At 44.9% G+C, this 16,515-nt stretch carries 18 protein-coding genes; 9 read left to right on the plus strand and 9 right to left on the minus strand.

The annotated features are described in order from the left end of the window. Positions 1-14 precede the first annotated feature (14 nt). Both ACFQPF_RS00225 and ACFQPF_RS00230 read right to left on the minus strand, forming a co-directional pair. The gene (locus ACFQPF_RS00225; protein WP_379744725.1) at positions 15-707 is read right to left on the minus strand and encodes a YetF domain-containing protein; all 693 of its coding nucleotides are present in this window, start codon (positions 705-707) and stop codon (positions 15-17) included. A gap of 241 nt (positions 708-948) precedes the next feature. Beyond that, on the minus strand, positions 949-1,362 hold the full coding sequence (locus ACFQPF_RS00230; RefSeq protein ID WP_379744728.1) for a GntR family transcriptional regulator: 414 nt from the start codon (positions 1,360-1,362) through the stop codon (positions 949-951). Between the two features lie 132 nt (positions 1,363-1,494). Here ACFQPF_RS00230 and ACFQPF_RS00235 point away from each other — a divergent pair, with 132 nt between their 5' ends. Next, on the plus strand, positions 1,495-2,325 hold the full coding sequence (locus ACFQPF_RS00235) for an HAD family hydrolase (RefSeq protein WP_379744731.1): 831 nt from the start codon (positions 1,495-1,497) through the stop codon (positions 2,323-2,325). A gap of 85 nt (positions 2,326-2,410) precedes the next feature. After that, positions 2,411-3,667, plus strand: a complete 1,257-nt coding sequence (locus tag ACFQPF_RS00240) for a M48 family metallopeptidase (protein WP_379744734.1) — start codon at positions 2,411-2,413, stop codon at positions 3,665-3,667. A gap of 371 nt (positions 3,668-4,038) precedes the next feature. Here ACFQPF_RS00240 and motB read toward each other — a convergent pair whose 3' ends face one another. Together motB and motA are read right to left on the minus strand one after the other, a co-directional pair. Continuing rightward, positions 4,039-4,812: a flagellar motor protein MotB gene (gene motB / locus ACFQPF_RS00245; RefSeq protein ID WP_379744737.1), complete on the minus strand. Its 774-nt coding sequence runs from the start codon at positions 4,810-4,812 to the stop codon at positions 4,039-4,041. After that, on the minus strand, positions 4,805-5,590 hold the full coding sequence (gene motA / locus ACFQPF_RS00250) for a flagellar motor stator protein MotA (protein WP_379744740.1): 786 nt from the start codon (positions 5,588-5,590) through the stop codon (positions 4,805-4,807). Before motA ends, motB begins: the two co-directional genes overlap by 8 nt. 202 nt (positions 5,591-5,792) lie before the next feature. Here motA and ACFQPF_RS00255 point away from each other — a divergent pair, with 202 nt between their 5' ends. From ACFQPF_RS00255 to ACFQPF_RS00270, 4 genes are all read left to right on the plus strand, one after another. Beyond that, positions 5,793-6,362, plus strand: coding sequence for an RNA polymerase sigma factor (locus ACFQPF_RS00255; protein ID WP_379744743.1), 570 nt, complete (start codon positions 5,793-5,795; stop codon positions 6,360-6,362). Beyond that, complete coding sequence (locus ACFQPF_RS00260) at positions 6,343-7,065, plus strand: anti-sigma factor (protein ID WP_379744746.1); 723 nt, start codon at positions 6,343-6,345, stop codon at positions 7,063-7,065. Before ACFQPF_RS00255 ends, ACFQPF_RS00260 begins: the two co-directional genes overlap by 20 nt. Before the next feature lie 14 nt (positions 7,066-7,079). Beyond that, positions 7,080-7,664: a peroxiredoxin family protein gene (locus ACFQPF_RS00265; protein WP_379744750.1), complete on the plus strand. Its 585-nt coding sequence runs from the start codon at positions 7,080-7,082 to the stop codon at positions 7,662-7,664. A 300-nt stretch (positions 7,665-7,964) separates the two neighbouring features. After that, positions 7,965-9,443 (plus strand): ATP-binding protein, encoded by a 1,479-nt coding sequence (locus ACFQPF_RS00270; RefSeq protein WP_379744753.1) that lies wholly within the window; start codon positions 7,965-7,967, stop codon positions 9,441-9,443. 112 nt (positions 9,444-9,555) lie between these two features. On the opposite strand, the gene ACFQPF_RS00275 is transcribed toward ACFQPF_RS00270, so the two are convergent. Both ACFQPF_RS00275 and ACFQPF_RS00280 read right to left on the minus strand, forming a co-directional pair. Beyond that, positions 9,556-10,185 (minus strand): CAP domain-containing protein, encoded by a 630-nt coding sequence (locus ACFQPF_RS00275; RefSeq protein WP_379745473.1) that lies wholly within the window; start codon positions 10,183-10,185, stop codon positions 9,556-9,558. 87 nt (positions 10,186-10,272) lie between these two features. Beyond that, the gene (locus tag ACFQPF_RS00280) at positions 10,273-10,806 is read right to left on the minus strand and encodes a histidine phosphatase family protein (RefSeq protein ID WP_379744756.1); all 534 of its coding nucleotides are present in this window, start codon (positions 10,804-10,806) and stop codon (positions 10,273-10,275) included. Between the two features lie 103 nt (positions 10,807-10,909). On the opposite strand from ACFQPF_RS00280, the gene ACFQPF_RS00285 reads away from it, so the two are divergent. Further along, the gene (locus ACFQPF_RS00285; RefSeq protein ID WP_379744759.1) at positions 10,910-11,542 is read left to right on the plus strand and encodes a hypothetical protein; all 633 of its coding nucleotides are present in this window, start codon (positions 10,910-10,912) and stop codon (positions 11,540-11,542) included. A 181-nt stretch (positions 11,543-11,723) separates the two neighbouring features. Here the strand turns inward: ACFQPF_RS00285 and ACFQPF_RS00290 are convergent, their stop codons facing one another. From ACFQPF_RS00290 to ACFQPF_RS00300, 3 genes are all read right to left on the minus strand, one after another. Beyond that, entirely contained in the window at positions 11,724-12,731 is a 1,008-nt protein-coding gene (locus tag ACFQPF_RS00290) for an NAD-dependent epimerase/dehydratase family protein (RefSeq protein ID WP_379744762.1), read from the minus strand. Between the two features lie 119 nt (positions 12,732-12,850). After that, complete coding sequence (locus tag ACFQPF_RS00295) at positions 12,851-14,089, minus strand: MFS transporter (RefSeq protein ID WP_379744765.1); 1,239 nt, start codon at positions 14,087-14,089, stop codon at positions 12,851-12,853. Between the two features lies 1 nt (position 14,090). After that, complete coding sequence (locus ACFQPF_RS00300) at positions 14,091-14,675, minus strand: ArsR/SmtB family transcription factor (protein ID WP_379744769.1); 585 nt, start codon at positions 14,673-14,675, stop codon at positions 14,091-14,093. A gap of 227 nt (positions 14,676-14,902) precedes the next feature. Here ACFQPF_RS00300 and spoIIP point away from each other — a divergent pair, with 227 nt between their 5' ends. After that, positions 14,903-16,042, plus strand: a complete 1,140-nt coding sequence (gene spoIIP / locus ACFQPF_RS00305; RefSeq protein WP_379744772.1) for a stage II sporulation protein P — start codon at positions 14,903-14,905, stop codon at positions 16,040-16,042. A gap of 188 nt (positions 16,043-16,230) precedes the next feature. Continuing rightward, positions 16,231-16,437, plus strand: a complete 207-nt coding sequence (locus tag ACFQPF_RS00310) for an asparagine synthase (RefSeq protein WP_379744775.1) — start codon at positions 16,231-16,233, stop codon at positions 16,435-16,437. The last annotated feature ends 78 nt before the right edge of the window (positions 16,438-16,515 follow it).

A 16,515-nucleotide genomic window follows, 5' to 3' on the forward strand; every position in this document is an offset into this window, starting at 1 on the left:
AAGGGGCTCGCAGGCTACTGCGAAGCCTCTTTTTTTACGACAAACAGCTCGCCGTCCTCTGTCAGCTGAGCGAAGTAGACGTCTTTCATGCTCGACACATCCGCTTCTTTTAAACGGCTGTTTAACCAATCCTCTGTCAGGGCGTATTCTTTCAGTGAATTTTTCAAAAGCTTTCCTTCAGACACGAGCGCTGTCGGCAAATACATGCCGGACTCTGGCTGCAGATTTAAGTCTTCTTTTGTTACCGAATCCTTCAGCGGCTTTTTCAGCACACTAAGCTGTCCGTTTGGCTCCATCACGGCGTACTCGACTTCCTGTATATCGAATACAGAAGCATTTCTAAGCAGCATGAGCAGATCATCCATCGTCATCTGCATCTTTTTCATATGCTTTTGTTCAATCTGGCCCTTCTTGATTAAAATGGTCGGTTCGCTTTTCGTTAAGAATTTAGAGAACATCGATTTCTTATTCACAAGTTCAACGAGAAACACGGCTGCCGCCCAGGCGGTGAGGGAAGCAAGGCTTTCCATAACCGTGATCTCTTTATGCACGACCATGTCCCCGATGATATTCCCCATCGCGATGCCTGTCGCGTAGTTGAAAAAGGTCAGTTCGCCAAGCTGCTTCTTGCCAAGCAGCCTCATAAGAAAAAGAAGAAACGCAAAGCCAAGTACTGTCCTGTAAACCGTAATTACGATTCCTTCCATATGCCACCCCGCATGTTCTGTCACTTTATAGGGTGCACAAATGGGAGAAAAAATATAAAGAAGGGTCCGGTACCATTTTCAACTTCGCCGCAACTTTGCTGGGAAGTTTTGAAAAGGTACCGGACCCCGTTTTGTGGTTTCTTTGCCGTTAAAAGTTTTCATTTTCTAAGATCGTGACACTGCCGCTGTCAGGATCAAGGATACTGGTCATTGTCCGCAGCCAGGTGCTTTTCCAATCTTTTTATGAATCTGATGAACTTTCAGCAACGTTTGACCTTCCTCCAAGTTCCTTCGTGTATTGCTCAACCCATTGTATAAAGTACTCTTTTTCTATTCCAAGATAAGAGGATTCAATCACAAGTTGTTTAAGTGCCTGTCGCAGCGCTTCAATTTTTTGCTCATCGGCCTTAGGAATGATCGTTTGCGAGACAAATGTCCCTTTTCCTCTAAGTGTTTCGATTATTTCCTGCCTTTCGAGCTCTTGATAGGCCTTGCTGACTGTGTTTGGGTTGATTAAAAGCACGGATGAAAGCTCCCTCACGGATGGAAGCTTTTCGCCAGGCAGAATGACTTCTTTTAAAATAAGCTCTTTCACCTGATTAACAAGCTGTTCCCATATAGGAATGTGGCTTCTGGGATCTAAATTTAACAGCATATTGTCCCACCTTAAACTGCAATGTGTGTATTATTATGTATAGTACACTATATTGTGAAAAACATGTCAACTTATTTTTGCTTCAAAACAGAGTAGTGTCATACAATGTGAAAAGAAAGGGTGATCCACGTGATGAGAGAGATGATGGAGAATGCTAAACTCCTTATTTTTGACTTAGACGGAACGTTATATGAAGACACCGATCACTTTGATTATTATTGCCGACTTATGCAGCAGAGAGTCCTTGAGAGCGAAAGGGAAGCTTTTTGGGCAACATATGAATCCATGAAAAGCGGAGAGCATCCGGTCGGCATCGGAAAAGTATATGACATCAAAAATGATACGGCGGTTACAGTAGAGCCTTTTTCCCTTCAGGTGACAAAGGTAGAGTCGTTCACAGGAGAAGAATGGCCTGCCGAAAAAGTAAGAGAGGAGTATTCAGGTGAGCTTGTGTATGACTTTGAACGGTTTGTTGCGATTGGAGACGGCTGGTGGCTGCCGTATGCGACGGCCATTCATCATGGACTGACAGGACAAGATTCATGGGACTGCTACAACGCCACGAAAGCGTACATGGTGACCAATGAGTTCACCTTAACAAAAACGCCTGGTCTGAAAAATGCATTAGAAAGGCTCAGGCAAGATAAAAAAATCGTCCTGATGACAAACAGCGATCATGATGATGTCGGACGGCTGTTAAACGAACTTGGGCTTACAGGAATGTTCCACGCTGTTCATTCGTCAAGTGAGAAACCTCTTCGGACAAAAGAGAAGTTGCAGGAAATCCTTCAGGAATTTGACGTGAAACCAGAAGAAGCGGTATCAATCGGCGATAACTTTATTAATGAGATTGCCCCAGCTCTGCTGCTAGGAATGCGGGCGGTGTACATACAGCCGAACGAATCTCCTCATAGCCATGAAAACATGGTTGTCGTGAAAACACTCGCTCAAGCATTTGAATAACACACTTTAACAAGCCGTATTCGCGGCTTTTTTGTTCTAAAGAGACAGCCTCCCGCCTACATATAAGAGGAGAGGGGGGACAAACATGAAAAAAGCAGCATGGTTTGCTGTTGGATTTGCCGTCTATTTAGGTGCGATGTGGTTTTACTTGTTTCACGGAGCAGACACGGCACTGCCTGCCCAATTAAGAGGTTCCGCTGCCGATCCGGCGATGTTCATGAATGAGCGGCAGCTTACATTGAGCTACGATTTTTCCCGAATCAAAGATTTTATCTACTTTATTTCCGTCCCGTTAGAATGGCTGATTTATTTATTGGTTCTGGGCTTTGGGCTGTCTCGCAGATTCCGTGACAGCGCAAAAGTACTTACGAAATTCCGTGTAGTGCATACAGCCGCATATGTGCTATTTCTGTCTGCTGCAAGCTGGCTTCTTACGTTTCCGCTGCGCTATTACAGCTATACCGTATCCAAATCGTACAAAGTGTCGGTGCAGCCTTTCGACGGCTGGATGAAGGACAGCCTCGTCGATTTTTGGATCGGATATGCGTTTACGTTTGTGATGGTCGGCGCCATCTACTGGCTTATGAAAAAGAGCGAAAAGAAGTGGTGGCTATATGCCTGGCTGCTGTCTGTTCCGTTCACGCTGTTCATGTACTTCATCCAGCCGGTTCTCATTGATCCGTTATACAACGATTTCTCCCCGTTGAAAGATCAGGCGCTTAAAGAGAAGATTTTACTTTTGGCAGATAAAGCAGATATTCCAGCCGATAACGTATACGAAGTGAATATGTCATCGAAAACCAACTCACTGAATGCCTATGTGAACGGGATCGGTTCGAATTTGCGCATCGTATTGTGGGACACAACTCTCAACAAGCTGTCAGACAATCAAGTGCTGTTCGTCATGGCACATGAGATGGGCCACTATGTGATGAATCATCTTTATTGGAACTTGATCTCTTCCATCGTGCTCTCGTTCCTCGGATTGTATTTCGGTAACATGCTGTACCGCAGGTGGGTGAAAAAGTACGGAGAGGCGTGGGGTGTGAAAGGAATCAGCGATATTGCGGGTTTGCCCGCACTGCTGCTCATTTTCTCGCTGCTCGGATTCGCCGTCTCACCAATCGAGAACGCCATATCGCGCAGTGCAGAGCGCGATGCTGACCAATATGCGATACAAATGACAAAGAACCCCGAAGCAGCAGTAGGAGCTTTTCAAGAGCTGACCGTATCAGGCTTAAGCGAAGTCAACCCGCCGAAGCTTGTAAAGTTCTTTCTATATGGCCATCCGACCATGCTCGAGCGTATCAGCTCCCTCGACGCACAAAGGACGAATAAATAGCAGTAATATTCAGCTTGTATAAAACATACTTTAAAGGATGCTGAAAGACTGCTAGGAAGCTTCAGTGAGGACAGACAACCACAGAATAAACAAGTCGCTTGAGCCGCTGTTAAAAAGACTTTATTGAGAAGTTGATCTTCGTCTCAGGTGCCGACTCCTCGAAAAAGAAGTTCACTTTTTCTTCGTGCAATGTCTAGTTACACCGCATTCCTTATCCTGCGAGTGTGAGTGAGAAGGTAAGACCTCTCAATGGCGCGTAGCGACGAGAGGGCTTAGCGCTCATCTCGCGGAAAGCCTACACCTGTAATGGAGATCAACTCTAACAAAGATTTTTACACTCAAAAAAGCGCCTTGAGCGCTTTTTTTGTTGTTTATTCTGTATCACTTAGGCTGTAGTTCGGCAATATCAGTACTTCTACACGGCGATTTTTGGCGCGTCCTTGAGGTGTTTTGTTGTCCGCTTTTGGCCGGAATTCACCGTATCCGCTCGCACTTAAGTATTCTGGCTTTAAATCAGGATTCAAGATTAAGATTCTCATAAAATTAATAGCACGGATGGCGCTCAGCTCCCAGTTGGATTGAAACTGTGCGGTGGAGATCGGAACGTTGTCCGTATGGCCCGCAATCACGATATTGCGAGGCGGGTTCGTGACGAGCAGCTCGGAAAGCTTTGTCCCGATTCCTTTGGAGCCTTCCTTGATGGTTGCACTTCCTGAATCAAATAAGGCATTATCCATGATCGTAATTAATAGGCCGTTCTCCGTCAGCTTCGTCTGGAGGCTGGCATTTAAGTTGTTTGCTTGAATGAACGAATTGATTCGTTTTTCAAGCTGTTCGAGTGCTTCCAGCTCTTGCTTCGCTTTTTCCATCCGTTCTTTTTCTTTTTTGCTAATCGCGTCCGGTTCGACGACAGAAGGCGGGTTAGTGTCTGGATTAGGAACGGTCATCGGCTCTTCCATGATGCCTGTGCCGCCTTTGAATTCATTTTTAAAGGCACTCGCCATCGCTTTGAACTTTTGAGCATCAATTTCACTCATCGCAAACAAAACAATGAATAGAGCGAGAAGAAGAGTAAGCATGTCGGCATAGGGAATGAGCCAGGATTCATCGACATGCTCTTCATGATGCTTCTTTTTCTTAGCCAACTGAACCACCTTCTTTTACCGACTCGCGTTCGCTTGCCGGCAAGTATGTTAATAACTTTTCCTCTAAAATCTTTGGAGATGTTCCATCCTGTATGGAAAGAAGCCCTTCAATCATCACTTCCTTCATCATGACTTCGAGCTTCGATTTGCGCTTCAGCTTGTTGGCAAACGGATGCCAAAGCACATATCCCGTAAAAATACCAAAAAGTGTAGCGATGAAGGCAGCGGAGATCGCGTTTCCAAGTGCACCGATGTCCTGCATGTTCCCAAGGGCTGCTACTAGTCCGACAACGGCTCCCAGCACTCCGAGTGTAGGCGCATAAGTGCCTGCTTGAGTAAAGATGGAGGAGTTGCTCAAGTGGCGCTCTTCCATCGTTTCAATGTCCTTCATTAAAACGTCGCGAATGAACTCAGGAGACTGTCCGTCTACAATCATTTTGATTCCTTGCTTTAAGAAAGGCTCGTCCACTTCGTCCGCCTTAGGCTCAAGGGACAGAAGGCCTTCTTTTCTGGCAATGCTGGCCCAATCGATGAATGTCGCGATGAGCTCATTCATGCTGAGCAATTTTTGTTCAGTAAACAATATCTTGAATAAGACAGGCAGCTTTTTCAGCTCTGACATTGGAAAAGCAATCAGTATAGCAGCTGCTGTACCGGCGAAAATAATAAGTATAGCCGCTGGGTTCAATAACGCTGCGGGGCTGACACCTTTCATGACCATGCCGACACCTATGGCGACAATGCCGAGAATAACTCCAATTAATGATGAGCGGTCCATATGCTGTATCCTCACTTTGCAGAAAAAATGTATTTGTTGTCATGTATAGTGCTTATATCGGCTGAACCCCTTAATTATTAATGACTTTTTCATGATCCATTATGGAATTTCCAGCGTTATCTAAATAAGTAAAGGCATTGTTAGGACAACGTGTGCCCGTAACGCTATAATAAATGTATTCAAAGTAAAAAAGGAGACCGTCATGGGTACAATATCTGATTTGGAGCTATATGAACGCATCCAGCAGGATGACCGTGAAGCTCTGGAGATCCTTTATGACCGGTATGAAAAACTGCTCTATTCTTTTTCCTACAAGATGCTGCAGCAAAAAGAACTGGCAGAAGATGCGGTGCAAGAGGTGTTTATTAAAATATGGAGAAAAAAAGGGCTTTATAGTCAAGAAAAAGGCAAGTTCTCTTCGTGGATGCTTACCGTTGCTAGAAATGCCTGCATCGATCTTCTGCGAAAGCGGAAGATTCCAGAAATGGAGCTAGATCAAGAAACATTTCAACCAGCATCAGAGGATAATGTCGAGAGGACAGTGGAATGGAAGGAAGAACGGGAACAGCTGCTTTCAGCGGTATCCTCACTTTCTGAAGAACAGAGGCATATAGTCGATCTCTTTTATTTCAAAGGAACGTCGCAGCAGAAGATATCAGATTTATGCGGAGTGCCGCTTGGAACCGTTAAGGGAAGAATACGGCTGGCGCTTCAGCATTTGAGAAAAAAATACAGTGAGGGGAGGGATAAATATGGACAAGAACCGATGTGACCAGCTTCTTGATTATTACAACGGTCATTTGGACGGCAAAGAGAAACATGAATTCGAACAGCACATGCAGGAGTGTCAAGCATGCTTGGCAGAGTGGACAGAATGGCAGATGCTCACATCCGGTCTTCCTTATTTATCTGAAGAAAAGGAACCGCCCGCAGGCATGAAGGATAGAGTGATGGCAGCTGTCTTCGCAAACGAACCTATTGTGGAAGAAAAAGAGCCAGCAATTGTGAGGAATAATTCAAGCACCCCTTCTAAGAACTGGATGACGGGTCTGTTGGCGGCAGCTCTCCTGCTGTCGGTCGCTGGCAACGCCTATCTCTATTTTGAAAAGAACAAGCAGGAAGCGGCTTTCGAAAAGGCCGCACAAACGTATAAAACCATTTCACTTGCCCCACATCAGTCAAAATCAAGCGGTGTGGCATCGATGATCAAAGAAAACGGACAGATGAAGCTTGTCGTTCATACGCATAACCTGAATCCTGTAAAAGGAAGAGAAACGTATCAAGTATGGCTGATAGAAGGCGACAAAAAATTCCGTGCCGGAACGTTCACACCAGATAAAGAAGGGAACGGCGCTGTTGTGTTCACGGTCGATTATGAAGGAGACCATAACTGGGAAGCGGTTGCGGTATCACATGAACCAACTGGAAAAAGCGAAAAGCCTAAAGGAAACGTCGTGCTCCTTTCTGAGCTGTAAGGTGGAATAGTAGCATGATTAGAAATCGAAAACCGCTGTTCATTATTTTAGGCTTTGTGCTGCTGCTCGCTCTCGCAGTCTGGGTCTCTGATAAGGAAGCGGCTTATAACAATCCAGCAAGAAACACTCAAGAGCGCGAATTTAAGCTTTCAGAAAAATCAGGGGAAGTGGGGCTCACTCCGGGTAACACCGCTCCAAATTTCACGCTGAAAAATCTGGAAGGCCAGACGGTCAGCCTGAAGGATTACCGCGGAAAAAAAGTGATCTTGAACTTTTGGGCCACGTGGTGTCCTCCTTGCCGGGAAGAAATGCCAGACATGCAGAAGTTTTACAGTGAGAATCAAGACAAAGACATGGAAATACTCGCAGTAAACTTAACGCACGCTGAAAAGGACAAAAAGGCGATCGGCGAATTTGCGGATCAATACGAAGTGAGCTTCCCCATTTTACTTGACCGTAAAGGCGAGACGGTTAACTTGTTTAAAGCGGTCTCCATCCCGACAACCTACTTCATTGACAGTGAAGGTACGGTTCAGAAGGTGCATATCGGACCTGTGACGAATCACATCCTGCAAGATATCACAGAGCGCATAAAATAGGCCGTTTGCATTAAAGCAGCGGCCTTTTTGAGTACTTAGGCATAAACAGCCAAGCAATCTTTACGGAAATAGGTCTTTTTTCCTGATTGCGAAAATGAAAAAATAGGAAATATTTAGATAGGAAATAAAGGTGGATAGTTAGAATATTTAATATATCTTAGCTTCTATTAAAAGCTTCTATTAAAAAAATTGGCTGCGCCAAGCAATAGAGAGTCAGCCATAGTTGGCACTTCTATTGTGAACGATAACGTTTTGCCAAGTAATGCTTTCCTATAGTATTAAAAAGGAGTCTATTCGCTTATGCCAGTAACAACATTAAGTGGGGAACTATTAGAGCTCAAGCGTGAAAACGAAATGCTGAGAAGAATGCTTATGCAAAACGATAAAGAACGTTTGAATCCATATTTTCACTTTTTAGAGCAAACGCCCATCCATCTTTTCCGGCTTGCTCGGGTGAAGTATGGAGAATACATTTATACATATTCTTGCGCGAAAAGAAAAAATGCTAAGGAAATCCAGCTGGGAGAATCCTTTTTAAAAAGCCTGAAATTCTTATTTCATGAAGAAAAGCTGGAAGAATGCATTACGACGCTAGAAAAGGCATTTAGCGGGAAAAAATGCACAGTTGATTTCAGTTCAAATGGAACTTTGTATACGGTCACCCTTTTGCCTTTGCCAGGCTTGAACGGCACCGTTACGGAGATAACCGGGAGTACTGTAGAATACAGCCGGAAAAATTTTTCCGAAGATCATGACAGCCGCCATTCGGGACAGTTTCAGGAGCTATTCGTTCACGCGATGGATGCGCTCGTTCTTTGCAATGAAAAGATGGAGATTATGGATGTGAACCCGGCCGGCTGCAGCCTGCTCGGACTGCAGAAGGAAGAGCTGATTTATGAGCCGGCAGAACGCTTTTTGCAGCTTCCTGATGAAGTGAGCGAAACCTTTAATTGGAACGCTTTTCTAAGTCTGCAGAAACATCATGGTGAAGTGAAAATCATTTGCGGTCAAGGCGATGTCAAGGATATCTCCTATTTCTGTAAACCGGACTTGCTTCCAGGGCTGCATTTAATTGTTCTTCAGGATGTAACCGAGCTACGTGTGACTGAGCAGAAGCTGATCAAGGCCGAGACGCTGAATGTGGTTGGCGAGCTGGCTGCAGGAATTGCCCATGAAATCCGCAATCCGTTAACTTCGCTGAAAGGATTTATTCAGCTCATCCAGATGGAAAACACAGAGCGGCCTGAATATTTCAAGATAATCTTGAATGAAGTGGATAGAATTGAATACATCATCAAGGAATTTCTTCTTCTCGCAAAGAACGATACGCACAAAATGAAGGTCCAGAACGTTTCCGCGATGCTTTGGGATACGGTGGCGCTTCTGCAGACGCAGGCCCTGCTAAAAGGGGTAGAGCTTAAAGCAAACCTGCAGGAAATGCTTCCAGATCTTTTGTGCGACATTCATCAGCTGAAGCAAGTATTTATCAACTACATTAAAAACGCAATAGAAGCTACACCTCCTGCAGGCACCGTATGTGTTCAAGCGCATAGTGAAAAAGGTATCCTTATCGTTAAAATATCGGATACTGGAGCGGGGATGGATGAGAAAACATTATCCAAGATCGGCAGCCCTTTCTTCACAACAAAGGAAGAAGGAACCGGTCTCGGTTTAATGGTCAGCCACAAGATCATTAAAAATCACCAAGGCACATTTTCAGTCATGAGCGAAAAAGGAAAAGGAACGGAATTTTGCCTTAGTTTTCCTCTGGCGAAATAAATAAGGGTATTTCTTGAAGCAGTCAAAGAGGGGCTGGATTAAAGAATTCTTCATGTCAGTTTAAACAAAGCAAAAAAGCGCAGGCTGCCTGCGCTTTTTTGCTTCCATATTATTATCCTTTGAACATTTGTACGAACATCTTGCCATATTGGCCGCCTTCAACGACTGCGATACCAACGTTCGTGTAATCAGACTTCAGGATGTTCTCACGGTGTCCTTGAGAGTTCATAAGACCTTCGTGTGCCCCTTCAACAGAAGAGTTTCCTGCAAGGTTTTCACCTGCTGTTTGATACTCGATGCCAAATTTCTTCATCATATCAAACGGAGAACCGTAAGTTGGTGAGTTGTGGTCGAAATAGTTGTTGTCAATCATGTCTTGAGCTTTCACGCGGGCTACTTTAGTAAGCTCCATGTCAGCTTTAAGTGCAGGAAGACCTGCTTTCTCGCGCTCTTGGTTTACAAGGTCAAGCATTTGCTGCTCATCCGCAGTCAATTCAGCGTTTGATTCAGACTTTGGTGCTTCTGCTCCTTTTTCAGGTGCAGGTGCAGCTGCTGGTGCAGCGTTTTGTTGTGGTGCTGGAGCTGCTGGTGCTTGTGCTTCAGCTTGCTGCTCTTTATTTAAAAAGTCCGTGATGCACGGCGCTGAATTTGAGTTTTGTGGAGTTGCTGCTTGAGATACTCCTGCAAAAGAACCGAAAAGTGTCGCTCCTAATACTGATGCTACTGCTAGTTTTTTCATGATGAAAAACCTCCTCAATATTTTGTGCTACGTAAACAGGTTTCGGGACTTTTGTAGGAGAGGTGGGGGTATGGTTAAAATTGGAATGTATCACACCCACAAACGGCGGACACACCTTGTGTTCAATTCAATTGAAAAGACATCGGGATTCGTCAGCTTCTTCCATGTATGAAAGCCAGCAGAAGAATCAAACGCTCTTATAATAAGGGCCATAAGGTTTCCGTGAGTGACGAGAACAAACGTATTCTCCTTTCGTTTCTGTAATTCTTCGATAAGCGCAAGAGCCCGTTGAGAAGCTTGAAAGGACGATTCACCTCCAGGCAGAACAGCATGTTCATCCTTAAAGGAATGTTCAAGGTGATCACGCCAGTCAGGCAAGTCTTTTCCTGCGAGAACGCGTTCAGCAAGTCGATTATCCAGTTCTACGGTTAGGTTTTGAGCTTCAGCTAAAGGGGAGATGGTTTGCTGTGCTCGCAAGAATGGGCTGGAAAGAATGGCTTCAATATCGTATTTCTCCATATAAGTAGCTAACATACGTGCTTGTTTCATGCCCTCTTCTGTTAAAGGAGCTTCTGCTTCCTGTCCTTGTGCAGAACAGTGCCGAATGCAATAGATTTTTTTCAAAAAGTGGACTCCTTTCTCTTCTGTTACTTCTTTTGTTATTCGGGTCGTTAAATGGTTTTCCTTCTCGAATGCTATAATGAGGAACAATGAAAGGAGACTACACGTGTACCCAGAATTGCAGCAGTTTAATGCCATGCAAGATATGTATAAAGAAAAGATTAAAGCAGCAGAACAGGCTTGGGGCCAATTACATAGACAAAAAGAGCAGTCTTCAGCACTTTATGAGGAGATGCTTAACCAGTATGGCAGACGAAATTCAAAAGTGACAATGGAGCGGTTAACCGAGGCTAAGGACACTTATCTGCGTGCCATGTCAAAGGAAAGGGATGCCCTTGAAATACTAGATGACCTAAAGGAAAGCCGCCAGGACAGGCTGCAGGAATATATGAAAACACTGTATATGGCTCGGGACCGCGAGATGAACAGGGCCAGTCAGCAGATGGAAACTAAGATTCAGCAGCTGGAGCGGTTGAAGGCTGAATATTTGATGATGATTCAGCAAATCCATCAAATTAATGATTACAAAAACAGCACAGAGCGCGAAACGATGAAAGCCATCCAAGAGTTCGGACAGCAATACCGCACGGCCTCCGGCGAAAATGCGATCTATCCAAAATTAAGTTCTCTTGAAATTTCGTCCCGTGACATTCAGCATGTGTTCCATCAAGGTGAACTGCCGCACCACCTGCAGCACTATATTGATGGTGAACACCCAAAACAATTAAAAAAACCATAATCCACTCAGGGATTATGGTAAAAAAACCGAACGCATGATGAAGAAATGGGGGGTAGGGAATTGCTTGACTGCCGGTGGGCCGGCAGGCGAGATATCTATCTCACACTTCTACTATATGCGTTCTTTTTCTTTGTGTATGGACAAGTGCCATGGGCATTCATGTATTTTTGCGAAAATATGCCTATTTTTCGTTGGAATGAAAAGAGGAATGCCATGTATGAAGCACGCTGATTTCTTTTTCAGGGCTGAGGCCCGCTCTCCAATCATCCGGTGCGAGGCTCCTGGATTGTGACCAACTCAGCGTGTCACGTATGGTTTGAATGATTGGCCTGTATTGTAGTCCGTGTTTTTGTGCTTTGCTGTCATCTGCACAGGCCATCCCTTTATACTGTGGGCTCGCGATCCAAAGCGGGAGCTCAACCCATTCACCGACTTCATTTTCTTTTAAAAAGTGTTCATCAGCCCAGACGAACTCGGCATCGCTCTGTGCGATAGCTTGGCATGCTGTGAACAGTTCACCTAATGTTCGTTCTGTTCCTGCGGCCTGAAACGTTCCGATTGTATTCGTTTCTGTCATGGCGACAATCCATTCTGCTAAGTCGCGAACATCGATAAACTGTGTGCGTTCTTGCGGAGACACTGGAGCAAGCACCTTGCCGCCCCGTAAAATTCTTTCTATCCAATACGTAAACCGGTCAGAATAGTCATGCGGACCGACAATAAGGCCTGGCCGTATGATGAGCGATGCATCAGAACCGTATTCGTCGATGACAGCTTGTTCGCACGCGGCCTTCAGCGGTCCATAGTGGTTCCAGTCCATTACATTCGTATCGATATGCTCCCATGAGGATACCGTACAATTCTCGTTGATCTTTTCCTGAGAAAGGTCAGCATAAACAGAGATTGAAGAGATGAACACATACATAGGGGTGACCGGATGAAGGGTGCGTGCCATCTTGCGGACATCATCAGGAAGATAGCCGCACGTATCGATCACAGCATCAAACGAACGTCCTGTTAGAAGAGCGAAGTCTGTTGTCCGGTCACCAGTTATTTTTTCACATTCAGGAAACAAGTCAGAAGCAAACTGGCCTCGGTTAAAAAGTGTCACACGATGTCCGTTCTTAAGAAGCGACTCGGTAATATGCCTTCCAAGAAACCTCGTACCGCCAATCAATAAAACCTCCATCACAACCCATCCTTTCTCATACGGTATTTTTTATTTTTTGGGGTCCGGTACGCCAATTCACAATGCCTGATACACGAAGAGGTAGGGTATTGGCGTACCGGACCCCGCTTTTCATTCTTTTACATTCGTCTTAAGGCTGGGAGCTTCCATGTGATCATGATGTTGACGATGAAGAGGAAGCAGGCGCCTGCGGCCATAATATGCTGAATTTGAAAACCGTTTGAAATAAGCAGCGAGGTGGCTGCGAATGAAACAGGAGCGAGTCCGAGGCTCGCCATCGTCAGGAGGCTCATCAGACGGCCAATCATTTTCTTGTCTACTTTCTCCTGCACCGCTGAAATGAGGGGAATGTTTGTTGCGGGAAATGTTAATCCCATCAAGAAGGCGAGAGCCATGCTGGTCCCGATGGTGCTGCTTTGGCTGAGCAGGAAAAAGAACACGTTCATCGCAAATAAAGAGCCAGTAACCATAAAGCCCTTATTCTTTTTCACGTTTAGTATAGCGATCACGACCGAACTGATGAGCATGCCAGCAGCCATGGAGCCTTCCACGTAGCTGAAGTCCAATGCGCTTCCCTCCAGAACGTTTTTAACGAAGATCGGAAGTCCCATCGTAAGCGGCCCCATTACGAACAGGTTCAAGAAAACGGTGCTTAAAAACAACGCCGTTAGAAAGGCTGAACTTCTTACTACGTGCAGCCCTTCTTTTATAGACTGCCAGATGCCAAGCTTTTCTTTTTTTCTGTCTGGTGAAGCAGGCAGGTTAAGCAAATAGGCAAGCAATGCCGAGACGAGCAGCAGTATAGCAGGCACACCGAAAGAAAGATAATATCCACCGAGGCTCACGAGTATCCCGCCAATCATCGGCCCAATAATTAAGGAGCTCTGCTGTGTCATTTGCACGACTGAATTTGCCCTTGTCAGCTGTGAAGAATCCACAACATTGGGAAGAAGAGCCCCATTTGCCGGCCATACAAAGGCATCCATGATTCCAAAGAACAGGCCGAAAAGAATGAATGAAGTCATTGATAAATGACCGGACCAGAGCATGACTAGCAGACCTGCCAAGAGGACAGAGCGAAGTATGTTCGCTGTGAACAAAATTTTCGTCCGGCTCACCCGGTCCGCCAAGACACCTCCGAGCGCCATAAATAAAAGGCGAGGTATGTTGGTCGCGATCAGCACTGCACCAAGAGCGGCTTCCTGGTTCAGTGTTTTAACTACAAACCAAGATTGTGAAAAAAGGAAAATCGAGATGGAAAAGGATGAGCATAATGTAATCGCCCATATGAACAAGAACGATCGCTGTTTAAAAAGAGAGACAGGCTGATCTGTCAGTGCAATAGCAGGCTGAGTCATGTTATTCAATCCCTTCGACAGATTCTTTTACTGGAAACGCGACCATGAACAAGTGATGCAGCTCGCCGTCAGGTGAATGATCGGCTTTGAAGCTTTTGATTAGATCGGACAGCTCTTTTGCTTTATTTTGCAGCTGTTCCTGCTGTTCTTTTGAGAGACGCACGTGGTTGTATCCGAACTTGACTTGATCAAGCTCTGTGAAAATGTGAGAATCTAGCTTCTTTAAAATCGTTTTGGTCTTATCCATAGATATCAGAATATTTTCCTTTAATGCATCAGACAATTCTTCTTTTACTTCTTCTTTTTGGTGAGGCAGAATGTTTTCCGTTGAGAAGATACGGGCGATCGGGCGGTAGAATTTCTGCACGATCCCGTTTTTTTCTTCTGTCCGTTCAATTGTCACAAGCCCGACGCGTTCCAGTTCTTTTAGATGGTAGTGGATTTTTGGGGCAGGAGCTTCTAGGAGATCCGCGATCATTTTACCTGTCTTCGCCTCATCGACGATTTCCCAGATCACCTTAAGCCTAAGGGGATCACTGATCACACGCAGCTGTTCCAGTTCTTCTAAATGATAAATATCTTTCATGTTTTACTCTCCTTTAACGTTCAACTATTCCTGAATGTATAATATGAAAAAAATGGAAAGAAGTCAAAGGATTTGATACATGGAAGATTCGATAAGGAGGCTCTATCAAAATGGGCTTTTTAAAAAATGAAACCATAGAAGCGCGAGATTATAAAAAACCATTCTACTTTCTCTAGCAAATGAATAGGTTGTAATAGAGAACGCAAAAGAAAGTGAGGGTACTTACTATGTTTATTCCGTCATTTCTATTAAAAAAACTGCCTCTTTACATCGTTTCAGCACTCATTTTTATCGTGTTGTCCACAAGCTTTATTACGTCTTTCGAAAGCAAGTACAGGCTGTCATCTTCATCGCTTCATCATTGGCTTGCAGAGTTTTCGGGAGAAGCACTCGTTTATGTATTAGGATTCGAAAACCGTTATTTTGCTCAGGTGCTTCCGGAACAAAGTAAGCCGCCATCCATGTCCGCAGTGATGCTCGAGCTTGCCACAAGCATTAAACCAGGTGACATAAGAAGTCTTCTTGGCAACGAACTGCCTGGCTTTGCACAGTTTGATTCCACCATTGTTGTCGCGGGGGAAGGTACGGATTACACGAATATCGCTCACGAATCACCGCCGCCGATCGAATTTTTAATGGACGGAAAAGAGGCCGAAGTGCAGAATGTGGAAAGGCTGGAGGATCCCGATCTAACGGAGAACCCGGGCACCCCTCCAAGTGCGCAAGGAAAGAAAGTGGCCTACATTTACCATTCACACAGCTGGGAGTCCTTCATCCCTCATTTAAAGGGGGTTAAAAACCCAGACAATGCCGTTCATTCAAAAGTGAACATCACAATGGTCGGTAAGAAGCTTGGGGCAGAGCTGGAGAAAAGAGGCATCGGAACGGTTGTCGACACCACTAATATGACGGAGCTTTTGCGTAAAAATAATACAGATTACAAAAAAAGCTATCCGATGGCAAGGACCCTTGTCCAGGAAGCGATGGCCGGAAACAGCGGGATGACGATGCTGTTCGACCTGCACCGAGACTCATTAGGCCGTGAGAAAACCACACGTGAAATAAACGGCAAGAACTATGCGAAAATTTTATTTGTTGTCGGCGCAAGCAATCCAAACTATGAGAAAAACGAACAAATGGCAAAAGAGCTTCATGCACTGCTTCAGAAAAAATATCCTGGCTTAAGCCGCGGTGTTATCAAGAAAAACAAGCAAAAAGGAAACGGCGTCTATAACCAGGACCTCTCCAGCCAAGCCATGCTCATCGAATTTGGCGGAGTCGGCAACAGCTTCGACGAATTAAACCGATCCGCAGAAGCGGTAGCAGAAGCCATCGCCGATTACTACTTCAAAGGCAGCAAACAATAAACAGGACCAGCTGGGTGTTTTCTGCACAAAGAAAGCCTTATAAAATATTTCATGATAAGGCTGACGTGGTGATAGGATTCACCGCTCCCATTTTAGCGAATAGCCCCTGCTCTGAATTCTAAATGCTTGCATGTTAATTTCCCGCCTCGCTCATACTACTATCATGCTGAGTAGTAGGAGGGTTGAAAATGTTGAAAAGAGAAGGCCTGATTCCTGTTCTGTTAGGGACTATCGTTTCACTGAGTGCGCTGCCATTCTTGAACAGTGGAAGCGGGAGGAAAAAAAGCTCTAACTCGCTAACCAGTTTAATCCTTGGCTTCGGACTTGCCCACATCGTCCTAGGTACCATTGATTTATTTGAACACGACAGTGAAGACGATCACGACAACTGGTAAGAGACGGCACAGCCGTCTCTTATTTACATACCATATTCTTTAATTCGAGCTCGTTTAGTTTATCAGCAATAAGGGAAA

Origin of the sequence: Fictibacillus iocasae (assembly GCF_042665465.1) — a bacterium.
Classification (GTDB): Bacteria; Bacillota; Bacilli; order Bacillales; family Fictibacillaceae; genus Fictibacillus; species Fictibacillus iocasae.